Source organism: Raineyella sp. LH-20 (assembly GCF_033110965.1).
GTDB lineage: Bacteria > Actinomycetota > Actinomycetes > Propionibacteriales > Propionibacteriaceae > Raineyella.
The window spans coordinates 1,765,632-1,785,700 of record NZ_CP137003.1; the positions used below are offsets into that span (position 1 = coordinate 1,765,632).

Sequence of the window (20,069 nt, forward strand, 5' to 3'; positions counted from 1 at the left end):
CGTCGTACGACCCGGTCGAAGGGACCCGCGCCGCGGCGCGGGGACGTCGCATGTCGGGGAGAGGTGGCACGTCGTGTCCGGAATCATCGTGATCGGCACCCAGTGGGGTGATGAGGGCAAGGGCAAGGCGACCGACCAGCTCGGCGATTCGGTCGACTACGTCGTCCGCTACTCCGGCGGCAACAACGCCGGTCACACCGTCGTGGTGAACGGCGAGTCCTTCGCCATGCACCTGCTGCCGTCCGGCATCCTCAACGAGAACGCGATCCCCTGCATCGCCAACGGCGTCGTGGTCGACCTGGCGGTCCTGTTCCAGGAGATCGACGACCTCGCCGCCCGTGGGGTGGACACCGACCGCCTGCTCATCTCGCCCAACGCGCACCTGATCACCCCGTACCACCAGACGATGGACAAGGTGACCGAACGCTTCCTCGGCAAGCGGAAGATCGGCACCACCGGCCGCGGCATCGGCCCGGCGTACGCGGACAAGGTCAACCGGCTCGGCCTGCGCGTCCAGGACCTCTTCGACGCGTCGATCCTGCACCAGAAGGTGGAGGCCGCGCTGGCCCAGAAGAACCAGCTGCTGGTCAAGATGTACAACCGCCGCGAGGTGGACGCCGAACAGATCACCGAGGGCCTGCTGGAGTACGCCGAGCGCGTCCGCCCGCACGTCGCCGACGTCGCCCGCGTCCTCAACGGTGCGCTGGACGAGGGCAAGACCGTGCTGTTCGAGGGGGCCCAGGCGCACCACCTCGACGTGGACCACGGCACCTACCCGTACGTCACCTCCTCCAACCCCACCGCCGGCGGTGCGCTGACCGGCTCCGGGGTCGGCCCGACCCGGATCGAGCGGGTGATCGGCATCGCCAAGGCCTACACCACCCGGGTGGGCGAGGGGCCGTTCCCGACCGAGCTGTTCGACCAGGACGGCGACAAGCTGCGCGAGATCGGCCACGAGTACGGCGTCACCACCGGGCGGAAGCGCCGCTGCGGCTGGTTCGACGCGCTCGTCGTCGAGGCCGCGGCGACCTACAACGGGGCCACCGACATCTTCCTCACCAAGCTCGACGTGCTCTCCGGCTGGGACAGGATCCCGGTCTGCGTGGCGTACGACATCAACGGTGAGCGGGTCGAGACGCTGCCGGCGAACCAGACCGACTTCCACCACGCGAAGCCGGTCTACGAGTTCCTCGACGGCTGGAGCGAGGACATCAGCGGCTGCCGTACGTTCGAGGACCTGCCGGTCAACGCGCAGCGCTACGTCCACCGCCTCGAGGAGCTCGTCCGGTGCCGGATCTCCGGCATCGGCGTCGGCCCGGGGCGCGAGCAGGTCGTGATGATCCACGATCTGGTCGGTCCGGTCGTTGGCTGAGCCGGGCGTGCTCCCCGAGGCGCCGTTCCCGCTGGATTCCTCCGCGGATCTGGCGGCGGACCTGGACGAGGCGGGCTTCCTCGAGCCCTCGGAGCTCTACCCGCGCGCCGATGTCCCGACGACCGTCGTGCTGGCGTTCCTCCCGCAGACCGTTCAGGAGATCGGCGAGCGGGAGGGGTCGCGGCTGAGCCGTACGATCAGCGACGTCCTCGAGCCGCGCCCACTGCATGAGCGCGAGCATCGGGGCGTACGGGTCGGCTGGTGCTATCCGTCGATGGGCGCGCCGCACACGGCGATGGTGATGGAGGAACTCATCGCCCTCGGCGTCCGCCGGTTCGTCGCGGTGGGCTCGGCCGGCGTGCTGCGCTCCGAACTGGTGATGGGGCATCCCTTCGTCGTCACCAGTGCGCTGCGCGACGAGGGGACGAGCAGCCAGTACCTGCTGCCGTCGCCGGTGGTCGAGGCGGACCCGGTCGGCGTCCGGGCCTGCCGGGAGGCCCTGGTCGAGGCCGGGGTGGGCTTCTCGGCCGGACGGACCTGGACCACCGACGCTATTTACCGGGAGACGCGCGGTCGGGTGCAGCGTCGGATGGACCAGGGCTGCGCCGTGGTGGAGATGGAGGCCGCGGCGATGATGGCGGTGGCCCGTTACCGGCAGGTCCGTCTCGGCCAGATCCTCTTCGGTGCGGACTCGTTGGCCGGGGAGGCCTGGGACTCCCGGGCCTGGCCGACCGCGGCGGCGGTCCACGAGGCGATGTTCTGGTGGGCGATGGATGCGGCCGTACGGTTGGCGGAGCTGGACGGCGGCGCCCAACGGTCCTGAGCGACGGATGAGGAAACGTGAAAAGTTTCTGTGAAGATCCTGTGCATCCTGGCTGAAATGTGCCGGTTGGGTGGCCCGCGGTCGGGTCCTCTCGGATCGATGTCGCACCATGGGAGGCATGGATTTGGTGACACTCGTGCCTCAAGCGATTCCCGGACTGCACTACCTCAGTGACCCCGCGGGCTTGCTGCACCAGCTCGGGCCCTGGGCGCTGCTGGGCATCGCGCTGATGGTGTTCATCGAATCCGGCCTGCTCTTCCCCTTCCTTCCTGGCGACTCGCTGCTGTTCACCGCGGCCCTGCTGCACGTGGCGCTCGGCCTCAACATCTGGGTGCTCGTCCTCGTCGCCTTCGTCTGCGCCTTCCTCGGCGACCAGGTCGGCTACTTCCTCGGCAGTCGGTTCGGCCGTCGGCTGTTCAAGGACGATGCGCGCGTCCTGAAGACCGAGCACCTGCATCGGGCCGAGGCCTTCTTCCACAAGTACGGCGGCCGGTCGCTGGTGCTGGCCCGGTTCGTCCCGGTCGTCCGGACGTATGTCCCGCTGGTCGCCGGGATGGTCCGGCACCCGTACCGCCACTTCATCGGCTGGAACGCCCTCGGCGGTGTGCTGTGGGTCGGGCTGATGTCGACGGCCGGCTACTTCCTCGGCGGTGTCCCGCTGATCGCCAACCACGTCGACCTGATCGCCATCATCATCGTCGTCGTGTCCCTCATCCCGATGGGCATCGAGATCGCCCGCAACGTCCGTTCGAAGGACGACCCGGTGCCCGCGCGGGCCATCGAGGCGTCGGTGGACCGCGAGAACGTCTGAGCCACTGCCTGCCGGTCGTACGGCTGTGCTGGTCGTACGACTGTGCTGGTCGTACGGCTTGTGCTGGTCGTACGGCTTGTGCTGGTCGTACGGCCGGATGCCCGTCGCGCCCGCGAGGTGTGGCGGGCATTCGCGGCCGGCCACCGGGTCGCCGTACGTCTCGAGTGGGTGGGTCGTCGGGCGATCGGTAGGCTGAGGGGGTGAAGCAGCCGCAGTCAGTCCTGGTCATCGGCTCCGGTGGCCGCGAGCACGCCCTCGCCCTGGCCATCAGTCGTGACCCCGCCGTGTCGCGGGTCCACGTGGCGCCGGGCAACCCGGGCACCTCGGTGTTCGCCGTCAACCACCCGGTCGACCAGAACGATCCGGCGGCCGTGGCCGCCCTTGCCGCCGAGCTGGGAGTCGACCTGGTGGTCGTCGGGCCGGAGGCACCGCTGGTCGCCGGTGTCGCCGATGCCGTACGGGCCGCGGGGATCCCCTGCTTCGGGCCCTCGAAGGACGCGGCCCGGCTCGAGGGGTCGAAGGCCTTCGCCAAGGAGGTGATGGCTGCCGCCGGTGTCCCGACGGCTGCCGCCCGGGTGTGCACCACGGCCGAGGAGGCCGCTGCTGCGCTGGACGAGTTCGGTGCCCCTTACGTCGTGAAGGACGACGGCCTTGCCGCGGGTAAGGGTGTCGTGGTCACCTCCGACCGCGACGCGGCCCTGGCGCACGCGGTGGCCTGCGGGCGGGTCGTCATCGAGGAGTACCTGGATGGCCCCGAGGTCAGTCTGTTCGCCATCTGTGACGGCACCACCGTGCTGCCGTTCGACCCGGCCCAGGACTTCAAGCGGGTCGGCGACGACGACCGCGGCCCGAACACCGGCGGGATGGGTGCGTACACTCCGCTGCCGTGGGCGCCGACCGACATCAAGCAGCAGGTCGTCGACACCGTCATCCAGCCGACCGTCGACGAGATGGCCCGCCGCGGCACACCGTTCGTCGGTCTGCTCTACGCCGGGCTGGCGCTCACCTCGAAGGGTCTGCGAGTCGTCGAGTTCAACGTACGGTTCGGCGATCCGGAGACCCAGCCGCTGCTGGCCCGGCTCAGCTCCCCGCTCGGCCAGGTGCTGCACGCCGCCGCCACCGGCGCGCTCGATCCGGCGGCGCCGCTGGAGTTCGGGTCCGGCTTCGCGGTCGGCGTGGTGCTGGCCGCCGACGGCTACCCGGAGGCCCCCCGCAAGGGCGACGTGATCATCGGGGTGACCCCCGACACCAGTGGCGTGATCCAGGCCGGGACCGCGCTCGACGGGCAGGGCCGGCTGGTGTCGGCCGGCGGCCGGGTGCTCACCGTCGTCGGCACCGGCGACTCGCTGGCCGAGGCCCGGGCCCGTGCCTACCACCGACTGGCGGACGTCCATCTGCCTGGCGGCTTCTTCCGCACCGACATCGCGCTGCGGGCGGCCCGCGGCGAGGTCTCCTACTGAGCCCCTGGCCCCGCCGGGCCGCCCCCCGCCGCCGCCCCCACCGCCGTCCGTCGAAAGGATCACTGTGACCGTCCCCAACGTCCTCGCCACCCGCTACGCCAGCGAGCAGATGCGCCGCATCTGGTCGCCGGAGAACAAGATCATCGCCGAACGACGGCTGTGGATCACCGTCCTGGAGGCGCAGCGCGACCTGGGCGTGGACTTCGGCGGTGACGACCCCGACACCGTGATCGAGGCCTATCGGGCGGTGATCGACCAGGTCGACCTCGACTCGATCAACGCCCGTGAGAAGGTCACCCGCCACGACGTCAAGGCGCGGATCGAGGAGTTCTGCGCGCTGGCCGGCTACGAGCACATCCACAAGGGGATGACTTCGCGCGACCTGACCGAGAACGTCGAGCAGTGGCAGACCCGTGAGGCGCTGGGCGTGATCCGGGACCGGATCGTCGCCGCCCTGGCGCAACTCGGCCGGCTGGCCGCCCAGTACGCCGAGCAGCCGATCGCCGGGCGTTCGCACAACGTCGCCGCCCAGATCACCACTCTGGGCAAGCGGTTCGCCACCGGCGCCGACGAACTGCTGGTGGCGTACGCCCGGGTCGAGGAGGTGCTCACCCACTTCCCGCTGCGCGGCATCAAGGGCCCGGTCGGCACCAGCCAGGACATGCTCGACCTGCTCGACGGTGACGCGGCCAAGCTCGACGAGCTCGAGGCTCGGGTCGCGTCCGGGTTGGGCTTCGAGGCCCTGCTCACGTCCACCGGCCAGGTCTACCCGCGGTCCCTCGACTTCGACGTCGTGTCGGCGCTGGTCCAGGTCGCCGCCGGACCGTCCGACGTGGCCACCGCGATCCGCCTGATGGCCGGCAACGAGCTGGTCACCGAGGGGTTCAAGCCGGGCCAGGTCGGTTCCTCGGCGATGCCGCACAAGATGAACACTCGGTCCTGCGAGCGGGTCAACGGCATGGCGGTGATCCTCAAGGGCTACCTGACGATGATCGCCGATGTCGCCGGCAACCAGTGGAACGAGGGCGATGTCTCCTGCTCGGTGGTTCGCCGGGTCGTGCTGCCGGACGCGTTCTACTGCCTCGACGGACTGTTCGAGACCTTCCTCACCGTGCTGCACGACTTCGGTGCCTTCCCCGCCGTGATCGAGGCCGAACTGCAGCGCTACCTGCCGTTCCTCACCACCACCAAGGTGCTGATGGCCGCCGTACGCAAGGGTGTCGGTCGCGAGCACGCACACGAGGCGATCAAGGAGAATGCGGTCGCCGTGGCTCTGGAGATGCGCGAGACCGGTCGCAAGGACAACGACCTCTTCGACCGGCTCGCTTCGGACAGCCGACTGGGGCTGTCGCGCGAGGAGCTGGCCGGGCTGGTCACCGATCCACTGGACCTGACCGGCACCGCCCGCCAGCAGGTCACCCGGATCGCCGAGCGGATCCAGACGATCCTCGATGTGCACCCCGACGCTGCGGCGTACGTTCCTGGCTCGGTGCTCTGAACCGAGCCCCGGAACGTTCCCGCGGGAACGTGCGATCGGGCTGGGGCGTTCTGCGGGGACATGTGATCGGGTTGGGGCGTTCTGCGGGGACGTGTGATCAGGCTGGGGCGTCTCCGCGGGAACGTATTGCAGGTGGCGTTCCTGCGGGAGCGTCGGGAGTGTGTGGTCGGCAAAATTTCCATAGGGCAGGCCTATGGAAATTTTGCGGATCACCGTGTCCCGCGCCCGTCGGCAGGGGCGTCGCTTGGTCGTCAGCCTTGGTCGTCAGGCCTGGTCGTCAGCCTTGATCCTGGGCCTGGTTGTCAGCCCTGGCCGTCAGCCTGGTTGTCCGGTGGGTGGTCGGGTGGTCGTCAGCGTGGTTGTCAGCGGGCAGTGGCAGGATGATCCTGTGAGTCGATACCGGGAACTGGGACTGCCGCTGATCCATGCGGGCAAGGTGCGCGAACTCTACGCGCTGCCGCAGGACGACCGGATGCTGATGGTGGCCACCGACAACATCTCGGCCTTCGACTGGGTGCTGCCGTCGACGATCCCCGACAAGGGGGCCATCCTCACCCAGATGTCGCTGTGGTGGTTCGACCAGCTGCGCGACATCGTCCCCAACCACGTCATCTCCACCGAGGTGCCGTCGGCGGTCGACCGGCGCGGTCTGGTGGTCGAGAAGCTCGAGATGATCCCGGTCGAGTGCGTCGCCCGCGGCTATCTGACCGGCTCGGGCTGGGTCGAGTACCAGCAGTCACGTACGGTCTGCGGGATCGGTCTGCCCGAGGGGCTGGTCGACGGGTCCCGGCTCGCGGAGCCGATCTTCACCCCGGCGACGAAGGCCGAGCTCGGCGAGCACGACGAGAATGTCGACTTCGAGACCATGGTCGGCACCATCGGGCGGGAGACCGGCGAGGCGATCCGTGACCTGACGTTGCGGATCTACCGCACCGCCGAGGAGATCGCCCGCGAGCGCGGCATCATCCTGGCCGACACGAAGTTCGAGTTCGGCGTACGTCCCGACGGGACGATCGTGCTGGCCGACGAGGTGCTCACCCCCGACTCGTCCCGCTTCTGGGACGCCACCACCTGGCAGCCCGGCGGGCGGCTCGACTCGTACGACAAGCAGTACGTCCGCGACTGGCTGCTGCACGACTCCGGCTGGGACCGCACCTCCGGTGAGGCCCCGCCGGAGCTGCCCGCTGCGGTGATCGAGCAGACCCGCGAGCGCTACGTCAGGGCGTACGAACAGCTGACCGGGCTGCGGTTCGCCTGATCCCCGGTTCGCCTGATCCCCGGTTCGTTTGATCCCCGGTCTGGGCGGGGGCGTCCGGGGCGGTCCACCACTCGCCTCGACGGATATTTACACGGGATGTATGTGCATAATGAGGCCGAATGGAGGCCTCATGACGAATCCCGCCCAGACCGGCCCGATCACCGCTGCGAGTGTCCCGAGCCGTGTGACGCCGAGTGCTGGATCGCGCACCGCGCCAAGCATCGGCCCGCGCACCGCGCCAAGCATCGGCCCGAGCGGCGCGCCGAACACCGAACCGCGCACGGCGCCGAACACCGAACCGCGCACCGGATCGCGCAGCGCGCAGCGCCGGGTGATCCGTGCCCAGCACCAGGACATCGACGACAAGCCTTTCATCGTGATCTGGGAGGTGACCCGGGCCTGCCAGTTGGTCTGCAAGCACTGCCGGGCCGACGCCCAGACCCGAGCCGATCCGCGCCAGCTCTCGACGGCCCAGGGCAAGGCGCTGCTGGACGACATCGCCCGGTGGGACACCCCGCGCCCGCTGGTGGTGCTGACCGGCGGTGACCCGTTCGAACGGGCCGACCTCGCCGAACTGGTGGCGTACGGCACCGCCGCGGGCCTGTCCGTGGCGTTGTCGCCGTCGGTGACGCCGAAGTTCACCGCCGAGCGGCTGGCCGAGCTCCACCGGGCCGGTGCCAAGGCCGTCTCGCTGTCGCTGGACGGTGCCCGTCCGCAGACCCACGACGCCTTCCGGGGCTTCGAGGGCACGTACGCGGCGACTCGGCGCGCGGCCACGACGGTGCGCGACGAGGGCCTGCGGCTCCAGGTGAACACCACCGTCACCCGTGACAACGTGCACGAGTTGCCGCAGCTGCTGGGCGACGTGCTCGAGATGGGGGTCGGCCTGTGGAGCGTCTTCTTCCTGGTGCCCACCGGGCGCGGCGAGCACCTGGGGGCGCTGGCTGCCGAGGAGGTGGAGGACGTCCTGCACTGGCTCGCCGACGTCTCCTCGCTGGTGGCGATCAAGACCACCGAGGCGCCGCAGTACCGCCGGGTGGTCATCCAGCGGGCCGCCGCCAGGGCGAGCAACCTGCCCCTGCCCGTCACCGGACCGCTGCACGACCAGCTGGTCGCCGACACCGTCGAGGTGCTCGGTCATGAGATCGTGCCGACCCGGGTGCCGCGGCCGCCGATCGACGTCAACGCGGGCCGCGGCTTCGTCTTCGTCGACCACACCGGTGACGTCTACCCGTCGGGATTCCTGCCGTTCCGCTGCGGATCGGTGAAGGACGCCGGTCTGCGTCGGATCTACCGCGAGTCGCCGATCCTGCGGTCGCTGCGCCGACCGGAGGAGTTCGGCGGGAGCTGTGGACGCTGCGAGTTCCGTGACGTGTGCGGTGGCTCGCGGTCCCGGGCGTACGCGGTGACCGGCGACCTGCTCGGCGCGGATCCGTCGTGCGTCTGGCAGCCAGGTGCCGTCGCCCCGGCGACGTCGGTGGCCGGCCTGCCTGCGACCGCCGTGGCCGGCCTGCCCGCCGTCGGCCCGTCCGCAGCAGGAGGGCCGGGCGACACGATAGGATCGGCGCCATGGCCCGAGTAATTGTGGACGTCATGCCCAAGCCGGAGATCCTTGACCCCCAGGGCAAGGCCGTGACCGGCGCCCTCGGACGCCTCGGGTTCGCCGGCTTGTCCGTACGCCAGGGCAAGCGGTTCGAGATCGAGGTGGACGGCGACGTGACCGAGGATCGCCTGGTCGAGGTCCGTGAGGCCGCCGAGCGGCTGCTGGCCAACACCGTGATCGAGAACTTCGACGTCCGGGTGGAAGAGTGACCACCAGGATCGGCGTCGTCACCTTCCCGGGCACCCTGGACGATTCGGACGCCGCCCGCGCGGTGCGGCTGACCGGCTCGGAGCCGGTCGCCCTGTGGCACGGCAACGACACTCTCGAGGGCGTCGACGCGGTCATCCTGCCCGGTGGCTTCTCGTACGGCGACTACCTGCGCTGCGGGGCCATCGCCCGGTTCTCCCCGGTGATGGGTGAGCTGATCAAGGCCGCGAACGACGGCCTGCCGGTGCTCGGCATCTGCAACGGCTTCCAGGTGCTGGCCGAGGCGCATCTGCTGCCCGGCGCGCTGATGCGCAACGCCTCGCGTACGTTCGTCTGCCGCGACCAGAAGCTGCGCGTCGAGACCCGCGACACGGTGTGGACGAACTCGTTCAAGCGTGACCAGGAGATCACCATCGTCCTGAAGTCCGGCGAGGGCAACTACATCGCCGACGAGGACACGGTGAAGCGTCTGGAGGACAACGACCAGGTCGTCTTCCGCTACCTCGACAACCCGAACGGGTCGGTCAACGACATCGCCGGCGTCACCAACGAACGGGGCAACGTCGTCGGACTGATGCCGCACCCGGAGCACAACGTGGACCCGTCCGCGGCGCCGACCACCGACGGGGTGGCCTTCTTCACCAGCCTGGTCAACTACCTGCAGCAGGTGTCCTGAGGCCGTGCCGACGAGCACACCGGACGGCGGGTTGGGGTCCGCTGCCGGGGCTTCCGGGGCAGGTGCGGACCCCGCCGCACCCAACGGTCGTGGTGGTGGTCGAGGTCGTGCGCGACGTCGGCGCGTCTGGCAGTACCGCTGGCTGCGTCACCTGATCGGCCTCGCGGTCGTGCTGGGGGTGATCTTCGGGCTCTCCCGTACGGTGCAGCAGATCACCCCGTCCCCGGTGGCCGGCGGCGACCTGGTGGTGATCGGGGTGGGGGAGCGTACGTCCCTGGTGCCGCTGGACCGTGACCTGCTCGACTCCCGGTCGGCGACCGCGGCGTACGGCGTCGTCTCCTCCAGCCGTGACGACGGCGAGTGCATCTCGGCGGCCTGGCTGAGCCTGGGCGCGGCGGCGCAGGCTCGCACCGGTGACCACTGTGCTCCCGAGATCGTCCTCACCCCCGCAGCCCGGTTGTCCGGCAGCGGCGGGGCGGCGGTCTCCAACTGGTCCCAGCTCGTCGCGTTGAACAGTCCGCACGGTGTCGACCTGGGGCGGCTGCAGAGCGATGTCTCGGGCTCGGGGGCGGGCCCACAGCGCTCCGGTACGCCGGCGGAGCCGGTCGATCCGCGGTCCTGCATCACCGCCGTCGGGCCGGGCGCGGTGCTGGCCGCCGCGGCGCCGGACGGCTCGGTCGCCCACTACGTCGAACCCAGTGCCTGGGCCGCAGGCGGCTACACGGCCGACTGCCGGGTGACCATCGTCGATCCGGTGCTCGGCTCCGAGCAGGTGATCCGCCGACTCGCCGACCGGCCCGACACCACCGTGCTGGTCGTCGGGCTGGGGCCGGCCGGGGCGCTGTCGTCGCCCGGTTTCCGACTCGATCCGACGGCGAGCCGTACGCTCACGTCGGTGCAACTGGCCTACCGCCTCGACCCGCGCGGAGCGTCCGTCGTCCCCGGTGCGCTGTCCTCGGCGACCACCGGGGAGCCGGGCGTGATCACGCTGTCCGACGTCAGCGCGGCGATCACCGCGCACCTCCGCGCGGCGGGCGCATCGGGTGCGGCGTCGCCGGGGACATCGGCAGTGGGGATGGCGCGATGGAGGGCGGCGGCTCGCGGCGACCTCGGTGTGGTGCCCGGCGCTGTCTCCGCGACGGCCGCTGACCGGCTGCTCGCCGACACCGCGGCCCTGCAACGGCGTGGCCCGATCATGGCCACCGCGGCCGGCGTCTTCGTGGCGCTGCTCGCCGCGGCGGTGGCGATGCTCCTACGGCGGCGCTGGCGGCCGGCACCGCTGGTGGCGGCCGCCCTCACCACGTGGCCGGTCGCCCTGCTGGTCGGCGGACTGGTGCCGTGGTACCGGACCGGGCAGCCGGTGCTGGCCGGGATCGGCACCCTGTTGGGCGCCTGGGTGATCGCCGCCGGGCTGGCCCGGCTGCTCGCCACCTCTCGGCGTCCCGCAGGGATCGCCGGTGCGGCGATCAGCCTCACGGCGACCGCGGCCTGGGCGGCGGCCGGCAACCTGGGCCTGGTGGGCATCCCCGACATCACGGGCGTCACGGGGGCCGTTGGCGTCCTCGGGTGGGGCACCCTGTTGGACTCGACGACGGTCGTGGGACCCGACTGGCTCGGCACCGGGCCCGGTGCGTCCGGGGTCTGCGTCGGGGCGGCCCTGGCGATCGCCGCCTGGTGGGCGGAGCGCCTACCTCGTCGGCAGAGCCTGGTGGCGATCATCGGACTGGTGGTCATCGTCGGCGCAGCACTGTGGCCGAATGTGCCGTACGGCGTCGCCCTGATGGCCGGTGGTGCGGTGCTGACCTTCGCCGACACCGCGCGCAGCTGGGTCCGCCAGGCGATCCCGTGGGCGGCTCCGCTGTTCGTCGGCACCGCGGCCGCCTCCCTGGTGGCGGCCATGGTCGGCACCGTCCTGCTCTCGCTCGGCTCCGGCACCATCCTGCTGCAGCTCTCCCCGGACAGCCCCCGCTTCGGCGGCGTGGTGATGGGCTGGCTCGCCTCGGTCACCCTCGCGGTGTGGCTGGAATGGCGCGCAGAGGCCTGGTTCGCCGCGCGTGACGAGGGCCGGCTGCCGGACCCGATGAAGCTCTGACGCGCCGGCCGGTCGCTGGGAGTACTCGGAACGCGTCCAGGCAGCAGCTCAGCGGCGGGGGCGTACGAACGGGAAGGTCAACACCTCGCGGATCGGGCGATCGAGCAGGGCCATCACCAGGCGGTCGATGCCGACGCCGAGGCCACCGGCGGGAGGCAGCCCCACTTCGAGCGCGGTGAGGAAGTCCTCGTCCACCTCCATCGCATCCGGATCGCCCGCGGCGGCGCGCCAGGACTGCTCCACGAGGCGGCGGCGCTGCTCCAGCGGATCGGTCAGCTCGGAGTAGGCGGTGCCGAGCTCCATCCCGCCGGCGACCAGGTCCCACCGCTCGACCAGGCCCGGTGTGCTGCGGTGCGGCCCGGCCAGCGGGGACGTCTCCGCCGGGAAATCGGTGTAGAAGGTGGGGAGCACGGTCCTCGCCTCGACCAGCTCCCCGTACAGTTCCTCGATCAGCGCGCCGGCGCCCCAGCCGTCACGGACGTGGATGCCGTATTGGTGGGCGAGGGCGAGCAGGGTCTCGAGGTCGGTGTCGATGCTGATCGGGCGGCCGACGGCCGCCGACACCGCGTCGCACACGGTGATCACTGGCCATTCCCCGGAGATGTCGACAAGCTCGGTGCCGGTGCCGGTGCCGGTGCCGGCGGTGCTCGTGGCGTTGCCCGTGTCCGTGGCGTTGCCCGTGTCCGTGGCGTTGCCCGTGTCCGGGGCGGTGTCCGCGTCGCCACCGAGGTCGAGCGGCATCACCTCGCGGCCGTGCACGGCCACCGCGGCAGCCCGCACCAGCCGTTCGGTGAGCAGGCGCATGTCGGTGTAGTCGGCGAAGGGTTCGTACGCCTCGAGGACGGTGAACTCGGGGTTGTGGGTGGCGTCGGCGCCCTCGTTGCGGAAGTTGCGGCCCAGCTCGAAGATCGGCCCGAATCCGCCGACCAGCAGGCGCTTCAGCATCAGTTCCGGCGCGATCCGCAGCACCAGGTCTGTGCGGTACGCGTTGATCTCGGTCTGGAACGGTCGGGCCGCCGCCCCGCCGTGGATCGTCTGCAGGATCGGGGTCTCCACCTCCAGGTAGCCGGCGTCGCGCAGGGTGGCGCGGATCGCGTCGATGGCGCGGGAGCGGGCCGACAGCACCTCGATCTCCTCGGGATGGACGATCAGGTCCAGCGAGCGGTTCCGCAGCCGGGCATCGGGGTCGTCGAAGCCCTCCCACGGCACCGGCCGCAGCGATTTGGCCAGCATCCGCCAGGAGTCCACGGCCCACGACGGGGTGCCGTTGCGGGTCCGGGTCGGTTCCGCGCCGAACTGGACGAGGTCGCCGGCGTCGACCAGCCGGGCGAACTCCCGCACGGCGTCGCGCCCCAGCCGCTCGGCCTCCAGGACGAACTGGCCACTGACCCGCCCATCCACCACATCCACGAAGCACACCCCGCCGTGGTCGCGGACCCGCCGGATCCGTCCGACGACGGCCCGAGCCGGGCCCGCCCGGTCGACCGCCGACAACCGCGCCACGTCGGTGCGGCCCAGCGGGTAGCCGGATCGGCCGGTCGCCGTCAACTCTTCGAGATGGGCGAGCCGGTGGCGGGTCTGGTCGTCGCGGCGTGGGTGCAGGCCCTCGATCGGGCGGCGGTCCGCCAGCTCCCGGACAGCGGCCAGGTGGGTCGCGTCGAGCACGCCGACGCCTTCAGCACCGCGCATCCAGGGCCAGAGCGGCAGGAACCCTTCCGCCCGGGCGGCCGCCAGCGCGACCGGCACCAGGTCGATGACCGACGGCAGGAAGACGTAGCGGGACTGCCAGGTGGGCTGGTACTTGGCGTTCGACAAGTAGAGGCGCTGCACCTGCCAGTAGCGATCCATCCATCCCAACACCTGGGAGTTGAACCGGGTCAGCGCTCCGGCGCTGACGTCCTCGGCCTCGGCGAACACCCGGCGGAAGAAGGCGAAGTTGAGCGAGATCCGGCTGATGCCGTTGTCCACCGCCCAGGCCATCAGCTCGGTGACGATCAACTCGTTGGTGCCGTTGGGCGCCTCGGGCGAGCGTCGCATCAGGTCCAGCGACACGCCGCGCCGACCCCACGGGACGAAGGTGAGCAGCGCGATCGGCTGCTCCTCGGTGTCGTACGCCGTGACGACCAGGCACCGGCCGTCGGCCGGATCCCCGACCCGGCCCAACGCCATCGAGAAGCCGCGCTCGGTGCCGCCGACCCGCCAGTCCCCGGCGAGTTGATGGAGGCCGGCCAGGTCCACCTCGTCGAGTTCCTCGGCTCGCTGGACCCGCACCGTGACGCCCGCCCGGCGGGCCCGGCGTTGGGCGTGCCGGACCGGCGTCATGCTGGTCGAGTCCAGCCGGAATCGGTCCGGGTGCAGGATCGCCTCGTCGCCGAGGTTGATCACCTCGGTGCCGATCACCGCGTCGTAGACGCGGGCACCGGCCTCGGAGCAGGCCAGCACCGCCGGCGTCCAACCGTACGTCCGGGCGTACGACGCCCACGAGCGGACCAGTTCGGGCCACTGCCGCCGGTCGCCGATCGGATCACCACTGGCCAGGCACACCGAGCCGATCACCCGATAGGCGATCACCGCCCGCCGGTTGTCGGAGAAATGGAGCATCTTGTCGCGGCGGGTGGCGTAATAGCCGAGCGAGTCCTCCTCGCCGTACTCGGCCAGCAGGGTGCGCAGTGCCACCTCGTTCTCCTGCTGCCAGCCGCCGCTGAACCGGGCCGACCGGAGGAAGGCCCCCACCGCGAGCAGCAGCGACAGACCGGCGATGGCACCGGTGACCTGCGGGATGACACGACCCGCACTGACCACCCAGTCGCGCGGCATCGGCAGCCCGACGGCGTTGAACAGGGCCACCACGAGCACCTGCCAGGCCGGTCCGCGGGCCTCGGTCGAGGTGCGCAACAGCAGCTGAGTGAGACCGAGGTCGAGCAGCAGCCCCGCGGCGAGGAGGGTGATCGCGATCCCCCAGGAACCGCGCCGCACCCGCGCGGGGAAGGCCGGTCGGAGCCAGACGACGGTGGCCAGCAGCGCCACGGAGATGGCCAGGTTGACCACCGCCAGTCCACCGCGGTCCACGTCGGTGAACGGCAGCGGCGGCATCGGCCGGTGCCGCGTCGCGAAGACCAGGGCGGTGACGTCGGTGGCCAGGCCGATCACCTGGAAGGCGCCGATCACGCTCAACGCGAACCGCTTGCGCCGCATGATCGCGGCGGTGAGCAGCCCCAGCCCGACCACCGACACCAGCGAGGCGGTGACTGGGATGTTCAGCGTGACGAAGAACTCCTGCAGCCCCCACCGTGGGGCGTGCCGGACGATCCGGTGGCGGATCCAGTCCACCGCCGCCACGACCGCGGCGATGACGTAGAGCCAGGTGATGACCTCGGCGACGATCCGGCGGGCCCGTGTGGTGACGCCCGGGGTGGTCGGCGTACGACGGGCCATGCCGCGGGTCGTCGCTGCGCGCGCGGTCATGCCGCGCGCCAGGCGAAGGAGGGCGAGACCTGCCCGAGCCACTGCAGCCCGGCCGGCAGACCCTGCATCCACACGCCCCACGGGTGGCCGCCGGAGGCCTGCAGGGTGGTGGTCACCGCCCATCCGCGGACGTCCGTGTCGACGTACGTCTCCCACAGGCCCTGGTCGGGGCCGGCATCGACGTCGGTGCACTCGGAGATGCCCGATGCCGGGCCGGCGATCGTCACGGTGAGGTACTGTCCGCCCGCCGCGTCCGCCGTGTAGCCGCTCAGGGCCTGGTTGTGCGCCGGGTCCGCCTGCAGCGCGGTCGGATGGCCGACCGCCTCCGGGGCCGCTGCGACGCCCTTGTCGCCGGCGCCGCGGGTGGAGTGGGTGACGCTGGTCGCCGAGGTGAGCCCGAACACGTCGGCCCAGGTGGTGTACCAGCCGTTGTTGCGGTTGAGTGCCAGGCCGACCAGCAGCAGGGACAACGTGATGCTGCCGGCGAGCGCCAGCGCCTGGTGGAGGGCCGCCCGGACGGCCCCGGCCCGATGCCGGGGCAGCCAGACGACGGCCCACCCGAGCAGCGCGGCCAACAGCAGGCCGACGAGCGCGAGGAGCCATAGGGAGGTGAGGCTGGACACCTGGTCACCCTAAGCCACCCCCTCAGTGCATGTGTTGGAACGTGATGAGCGCCCGGTGCGGCAGGATGGGGACATGTCCGCGTCTCCCGGAGTCCGCGGCCAGGCAGCGCTCGTCGCCGTCCTGGTGCTGGCCTTCGCCCTGTTCACCGGCGGCGGCATCATGGTCGGTGCCCTGTCGACCACCCTGCGCCGGGGGATCGAGGACACCCAGCGGGCCCGGCTGACCGAGGCGGTCGCTGTCGTCGAGCAGCGCGGCATCGACGGACTGGCGGCGGCCGACGACGCCCATGCCCTGCGGGCCGGCGGGCCGCTGCAGGTCCTCGATCCGTCCCGCACCGGCCCGGAATCGGTGGTGTACGCGTCCGATGCCCGGTGGGACGTGCCGCTGACGACGGCCCGTCCGGCACCGGGAGTGACGGTGATCGACCGGCGCGCCCGGGCCCCGCACACCGACATGCGCTACCTCGCGGCCGCCCGGGGCATCACCTCGCAGGGTGCGGCGTACGTCGTGGTGACCGGCGGGTCGCTGGTGGGAGTGGACCGGGCGGTGCGCCAGGACGTCGCGTCGTTGGCGGCCGGCGTGCCGCTGCTGGCGCTGCTCGGTGGGTGGGCGGTCTGGCTGCTGGTGGGGCGTACGCTGCGCCCGGTCGAGGAGCTGCGGACCGCGGTCGAGGAGATCGGCGCGGCGGACGTGACCGGCCGGGTGCCGGTGCCGCCGCGCCACGACGAGATCGGCCGACTGGCGGTCACCATGAACGCCCTGCTCACCCGGATCCAGCGCTCCCGCGACAGCCAACGTCGCTTCGTCGCCGACGCCAGCCACGAACTGCGGTCTCCGGTCGCGGCGCTCGGCGCGGGCCTGGAGATCCTCCAGCACCGTCCCGAGGAGTTGCCGGAGGTGCTGCCGCTGATGGTGACCGAGACCCGGCACCTGGCCTCCCTGACCGACGGACTGCTGGTGCTGGCCAGGGCCGACGCCGGGATGCTGCACCGGCGCAGCATCGACGTCGACCTGGACGACATCGTCGGCGCGGAGGTGGCCCGGATGCGGGCGTCCACCGAGCTGACCGTGGAGGCCCGGCTGGCCGCGGCCCGCGTCGTCGGCGAGCCGGACGACCTGTTCCGGGCGGTCCGCAACCTGGTCGACAACGCCGCGCGGGCGGCGCGCGGCCGGATCGGCCTGTCGGTCGGGGTGGAGGGTGCGGACGTGGTCGTACGGGTCGACGACGACGGGCCCGGGATCCCGGCGACCGAGCGGGCCCGGGTGTTCGGCCGGTTCGTCCGTCTCGATGCCGACCGTGCCCGGGCGCACGGCGGGGCGGGCCTGGGGCTGGCGATCGTGCACAGCATCGTCACCGCCCACGGCGGCACGGTCACCGCCGGGGAGTCCCCGTGGGGCGGTGCCCGGCTGGAGATCCGGCTGCCGGCGGTGGGCACCGGGGCCGGGACCGGCGAGCTGCCGGTCGGCTGAGCGTCGACTGGCGAGCGCCGGTCAGCTGAGCTGTGTGTTGAGGCGGTAGCCCCGGCCGCGCAGCGTCTCGATGGTGTGTACGCCGAAGGGTTCGTCGATCTTGCGGCGCAGGTAGCCGACGTACACCTCGACGATGTTGAGGTCGCCGTCGAACGCGGCGTCCCACACATGGTCGAGGAGGTCGGACTTCGACAGCACGTCACCGGCGCGTCGCATCAGGTACTCGAGCAGGGCGAACTCCTTGCCGGTGAGCCGGATGTCGGTGCCGCCGCGGGAGACCCGTCCGCTGGACGGGTCCAGGGTCAGGTCGCCGACCGCCAGGACGGACGGCCGCGGTGGGGCGCCACGTCGGATCAGGGCCCGCAGCCGGGCCCCGAGCACCGCCAGGCTGAACGGTTTGGTCAGGTAGTCGTCCGCGCCGAGGTCGAAGGCGTCGACCTGGTCGAGGTCCCCGTCCTTGGCGGTGAGCATGATCACCGGCACCCACACCTCGGCCTTGCGGATTCCCTTGAGGACGTCGTAGCCGTTGAGCCCGGGCAGCATGATGTCGAGCACCACGGCGTCGTAGGACTGTTCGGTCGCCGCCCACAGCCCGTCCGGACCGGTCCGGGCCACCTCGACGGTGAACCCGTCCGGCGCCAGTCCTCGCCGGACGAGTTCGGCGAGGGAGTCGTCGTCCTCCACCAGCAGCACGCGCACGCGTCGGCACCTCCCTGACGTGGGCTCACCCGAGCAGGAACGCCCCCGTGGACAGCCACAGTACGACATCGGCGCCGAGCAGGAGACCCACCAACAGGATGACGGCGGTGCCGATCCGACCCAGCGGGCCGGCGACCCGCCGCCAGGTCCGCCGGATCCAGCTGCCGACCGGTTCGCCGGCGCCGAGGGCGATCGCCACGGTCAACGCCACCAGCGGCGACTGACTGAGCAGCCACCACAGCGCGGCGATGCCGAGAGCCGGCCCGGCATGCAGCCGGTGGACCAGCGCGACCAGTCCCCAGAAGCCCGGGTCACCCAGCACGGTCAGCCCGTACGCCGCTCCGGCTACCGCCATCGCCGCCGGCCCGGTGCCGGTCGGGCGCCGGGGTGTGTCGGTCGGGTCGGCGGCCGCGGTCGGTCGCTGCCCCGCCGGTCGGTGTCCGATGTCGGGCCGGCCGGTCAGCCGGCGTACGCCCCAGACGAGCAGGCCCAGGGCAGCGATCGCCTCGACGGATCCCCAGACGATCTCCGGGACGTGCGGCACACCGTGCGCCAGCACGGCGTACGCCGCCAGATCGAGCAGCATCGCCGCGACCAGGATCACCGCCGCACCGCTCGCCGTGAAGGCGACGGCGGCCCGTCGGCCCGCCCCTCGGGCGGTCCCGGCCAGCAGCGCCAGGGCACCGAACGGATCGAAGCCGGCGACAGCCAGCGCCACGCACGCGCCGAGCACCTGCCAGGGCGTCACCGGGCGGATGTCCCGCCGTCCACCGGCGGCTCGCCCGGACCGTCCACCGGCGGCTCGCCCGGACCGTCCACCGGCGGCTCGCCCGGACCGTCCACCGGCGGCTCACCCGCACCGGCCACCGGCGGCTCGCCCGGACGGGCCGGCGGGGCGTCGGACGGGCTCGTCGGCCGGACGCGCCGTCGGGCGGTGACCTGGGCGTACGTCCTGATCCCGGCGTTCGCCATCGCCAGGAGCGGGACGGCGAACAGGGCGCCCACGACGCCGAACATCATCGAGCCGGCGGTCACCGCGAAGATCACCGCGAGCGGGTGCAGGGCGACGGCGCGCCCCATCAGGAACGGTTGCAGCACGTGGGACTCCAGTTGCTGCACGCCGACCACGATGGCCAGCAGCACCAGGGCGGCCACCCAGCCCTGGATCACCAGCGTGGCGAGGATCGCGATGCCGCCGCCGAAGACCACGCCGATGACCGGCACGAACGCCGAGACGAACACCAGGATCGCCATCGCCATGGCGAAGGGGGAGCCGAGGATCGCGGCGCCGACGCCGACGAGCACCGCGTCGAGAGCGGCGACCAGGAACTGGGTGTGGATGTAGGCCGACAGGCTGCGCCAGCCGCTGCGGAAGGCGGTGTCGATCCGGACGCGCTCGCCGAGCGGGACGCCGCCGATCAGGAAGGTCCAGATCCGGCGGCCGTCCGCCAGGAAGATGACGGTGGTGACCAGGCACAGGAAGGTCCCGACCACCGTGTCGACGGCGGAGGAACCGACCCGGAACGCGCCCTGGGTGAGGTTGGTGGTGTGCTGGCTGATCCAGTTCTGGATCTCGCTGAACACCCGCTGGACCTGCTCGGGGCGCAGGTGCAGCGGGCCCTGGGACAGCCAGGCCTGCACCTGCCCGACGCCTCCGGTGAGGTCCAGATGGACGTGGGTGACGCCACTGGCGATCCGCTGGCCCACCAGCGCCAGTAGACCACCGGCGATCGCCGCCGCCAGCAGCACACTGATCACGGCCGCCAGCCCACGGTGCAGGCGGACCCGCCGGTGCAGCCAGAGCGCGACCGGACCGAGGAGGACGGCGAGCAGCAGGGCGACCATGGTGGCGGTCAACAGCACCGGGACCTGCAGCAGCACCCAGGAGATGCCGTAGCCGACCACCGTCAGGACGATCAGCCGCCACCCCCATGCGGCGGCGACCCGCAGCGCCCGGGGCACCGCCTCGTCGATCGAGGAGGGTGGGGGTCCGGGCGGACTACTGGTCACA

General features: G+C 71.7%; 14 protein-coding genes and 2 pseudogenes. 11 read left to right on the top strand and 5 right to left on the bottom strand.

Annotated elements, in window-relative coordinates:
- Positions 1–73: 73 nt before the first annotated feature.
- From R0146_RS07615 to R0146_RS07660, 10 genes and pseudogenes are all read left to right on the top strand, one after another.
- The gene (locus R0146_RS07615; protein ID WP_317692270.1) at positions 74–1,372 is read left to right on the top strand and encodes an adenylosuccinate synthase; all 1,299 of its coding nucleotides are present in this window, start codon (positions 74–76) and stop codon (positions 1,370–1,372) included.
- Entirely contained in the window at positions 1,365–2,195 is an 831-nt protein-coding gene (locus R0146_RS07620) for a nucleoside phosphorylase (RefSeq protein ID WP_317692272.1), read from the top strand. Before R0146_RS07615 ends, R0146_RS07620 begins: the two co-directional genes overlap by 8 nt.
- 118 nt (positions 2,196–2,313) lie before the next feature.
- Positions 2,314–3,006: a DedA family protein gene (locus tag R0146_RS07625; RefSeq protein WP_317692273.1), complete on the top strand. Its 693-nt coding sequence runs from the start codon at positions 2,314–2,316 to the stop codon at positions 3,004–3,006.
- Positions 3,007–3,206: 200 nt separating this feature from the next.
- Entirely contained in the window at positions 3,207–4,466 is a 1,260-nt protein-coding gene (gene purD / locus R0146_RS07630; RefSeq protein ID WP_317692275.1) for a phosphoribosylamine--glycine ligase, read from the top strand.
- A 64-nt stretch (positions 4,467–4,530) separates the two neighbouring features.
- Positions 4,531–5,964, top strand: coding sequence for an adenylosuccinate lyase (purB, locus tag R0146_RS07635; RefSeq protein ID WP_317692276.1), 1,434 nt, complete (start codon positions 4,531–4,533; stop codon positions 5,962–5,964).
- Positions 5,965–6,352: 388 nt separating this feature from the next.
- A pseudogene (locus tag R0146_RS07640) lies at positions 6,353–7,207 on the top strand (phosphoribosylaminoimidazolesuccinocarboxamide synthase); the annotation flags it as partial.
- A gap of 145 nt (positions 7,208–7,352) precedes the next feature.
- Positions 7,353–8,804, top strand: coding sequence for a TIGR04053 family radical SAM/SPASM domain-containing protein (locus R0146_RS07645; protein WP_317692277.1), 1,452 nt, complete (start codon positions 7,353–7,355; stop codon positions 8,802–8,804).
- Positions 8,777–9,034 (top strand): annotated as a pseudogene (purS, locus tag R0146_RS07650) (phosphoribosylformylglycinamidine synthase subunit PurS); the annotation flags it as partial. The gene R0146_RS07645 and the pseudogene purS, both read left to right, overlap by 28 nt.
- Positions 9,031–9,708 carry a phosphoribosylformylglycinamidine synthase subunit PurQ gene (gene purQ, locus R0146_RS07655; protein ID WP_317692278.1) on the top strand — a complete coding sequence of 226 codons (678 nt, stop codon included), beginning with the start codon at positions 9,031–9,033 and terminating at the stop codon, positions 9,706–9,708. The pseudogene purS and the gene purQ, both read left to right, overlap by 4 nt.
- Before the next feature lie 4 nt (positions 9,709–9,712).
- On the top strand, positions 9,713–11,800 hold the full coding sequence (locus R0146_RS07660; RefSeq protein WP_317692279.1) for a hypothetical protein: 2,088 nt from the start codon (positions 9,713–9,715) through the stop codon (positions 11,798–11,800).
- Positions 11,801–11,848: 48 nt separating this feature from the next.
- Here the strand turns inward: R0146_RS07660 and lysX are convergent, their stop codons facing one another.
- Positions 11,849–15,265 (bottom strand): bifunctional lysylphosphatidylglycerol synthetase/lysine--tRNA ligase LysX, encoded by a 3,417-nt coding sequence (gene lysX / locus R0146_RS07665; protein WP_317692280.1) that lies wholly within the window; start codon positions 15,263–15,265, stop codon positions 11,849–11,851.
- A complete protein-coding gene (locus tag R0146_RS07670) occupies positions 15,262–15,888 on the bottom strand; it encodes a hypothetical protein (RefSeq protein WP_317692281.1) in 627 nt (208 codons plus the stop codon). Before R0146_RS07670 ends, lysX begins: the two co-directional genes overlap by 4 nt.
- Before the next feature lie 73 nt (positions 15,889–15,961).
- Here R0146_RS07670 and R0146_RS07675 point away from each other — a divergent pair, with 73 nt between their 5' ends.
- Complete coding sequence (locus tag R0146_RS07675) at positions 15,962–17,359, top strand: sensor histidine kinase (protein ID WP_317692282.1); 1,398 nt, start codon at positions 15,962–15,964, stop codon at positions 17,357–17,359.
- 21 nt (positions 17,360–17,380) lie between these two features.
- Here R0146_RS07675 and R0146_RS07680 read toward each other — a convergent pair whose 3' ends face one another.
- Genes R0146_RS07680 through R0146_RS07690 form a run of 3 tightly spaced genes read right to left on the bottom strand, consistent with a single transcriptional unit; the run spans position 17,381 to position 20,068 of the window.
- The gene (locus R0146_RS07680) at positions 17,381–18,058 is read right to left on the bottom strand and encodes a response regulator transcription factor (RefSeq protein ID WP_317692283.1); all 678 of its coding nucleotides are present in this window, start codon (positions 18,056–18,058) and stop codon (positions 17,381–17,383) included.
- A 25-nt stretch (positions 18,059–18,083) separates the two neighbouring features.
- A complete protein-coding gene (locus R0146_RS07685; protein ID WP_317692284.1) occupies positions 18,084–18,806 on the bottom strand; it encodes a hypothetical protein in 723 nt (240 codons plus the stop codon).
- Positions 18,803–20,068 carry an AI-2E family transporter gene (locus R0146_RS07690; protein WP_317692285.1) on the bottom strand — a complete coding sequence of 422 codons (1,266 nt, stop codon included), beginning with the start codon at positions 20,066–20,068 and terminating at the stop codon, positions 18,803–18,805. The genes R0146_RS07685 and R0146_RS07690 overlap by 4 nt, the downstream gene beginning before the upstream one ends.
- Between the last annotated feature and the right edge of the window lies 1 nt (position 20,069).

Bases quoted from the DNA above. Each gene is read 5' to 3' on its own strand.
- R0146_RS07625 (WP_317692273.1), top strand. From the start codon at position 2,314: ATGGATTTGGTGACACTCGTGCCTCAAGCGATTCCCGGACTGCACTAC.
- R0146_RS07645 (WP_317692277.1), top strand. From the start codon at position 7,353: ATGACGAATCCCGCCCAGACCGGCCCGATCACCGCTGCGAGTGTCCCG.
- lysX (WP_317692280.1), bottom strand. From the start codon at position 15,265: ATGACCGCGCGCGCAGCGACGACCCGCGGCATGGCCCGTCGTACGCCG.
- R0146_RS07675 (WP_317692282.1), top strand. From the start codon at position 15,962: ATGTCCGCGTCTCCCGGAGTCCGCGGCCAGGCAGCGCTCGTCGCCGTC.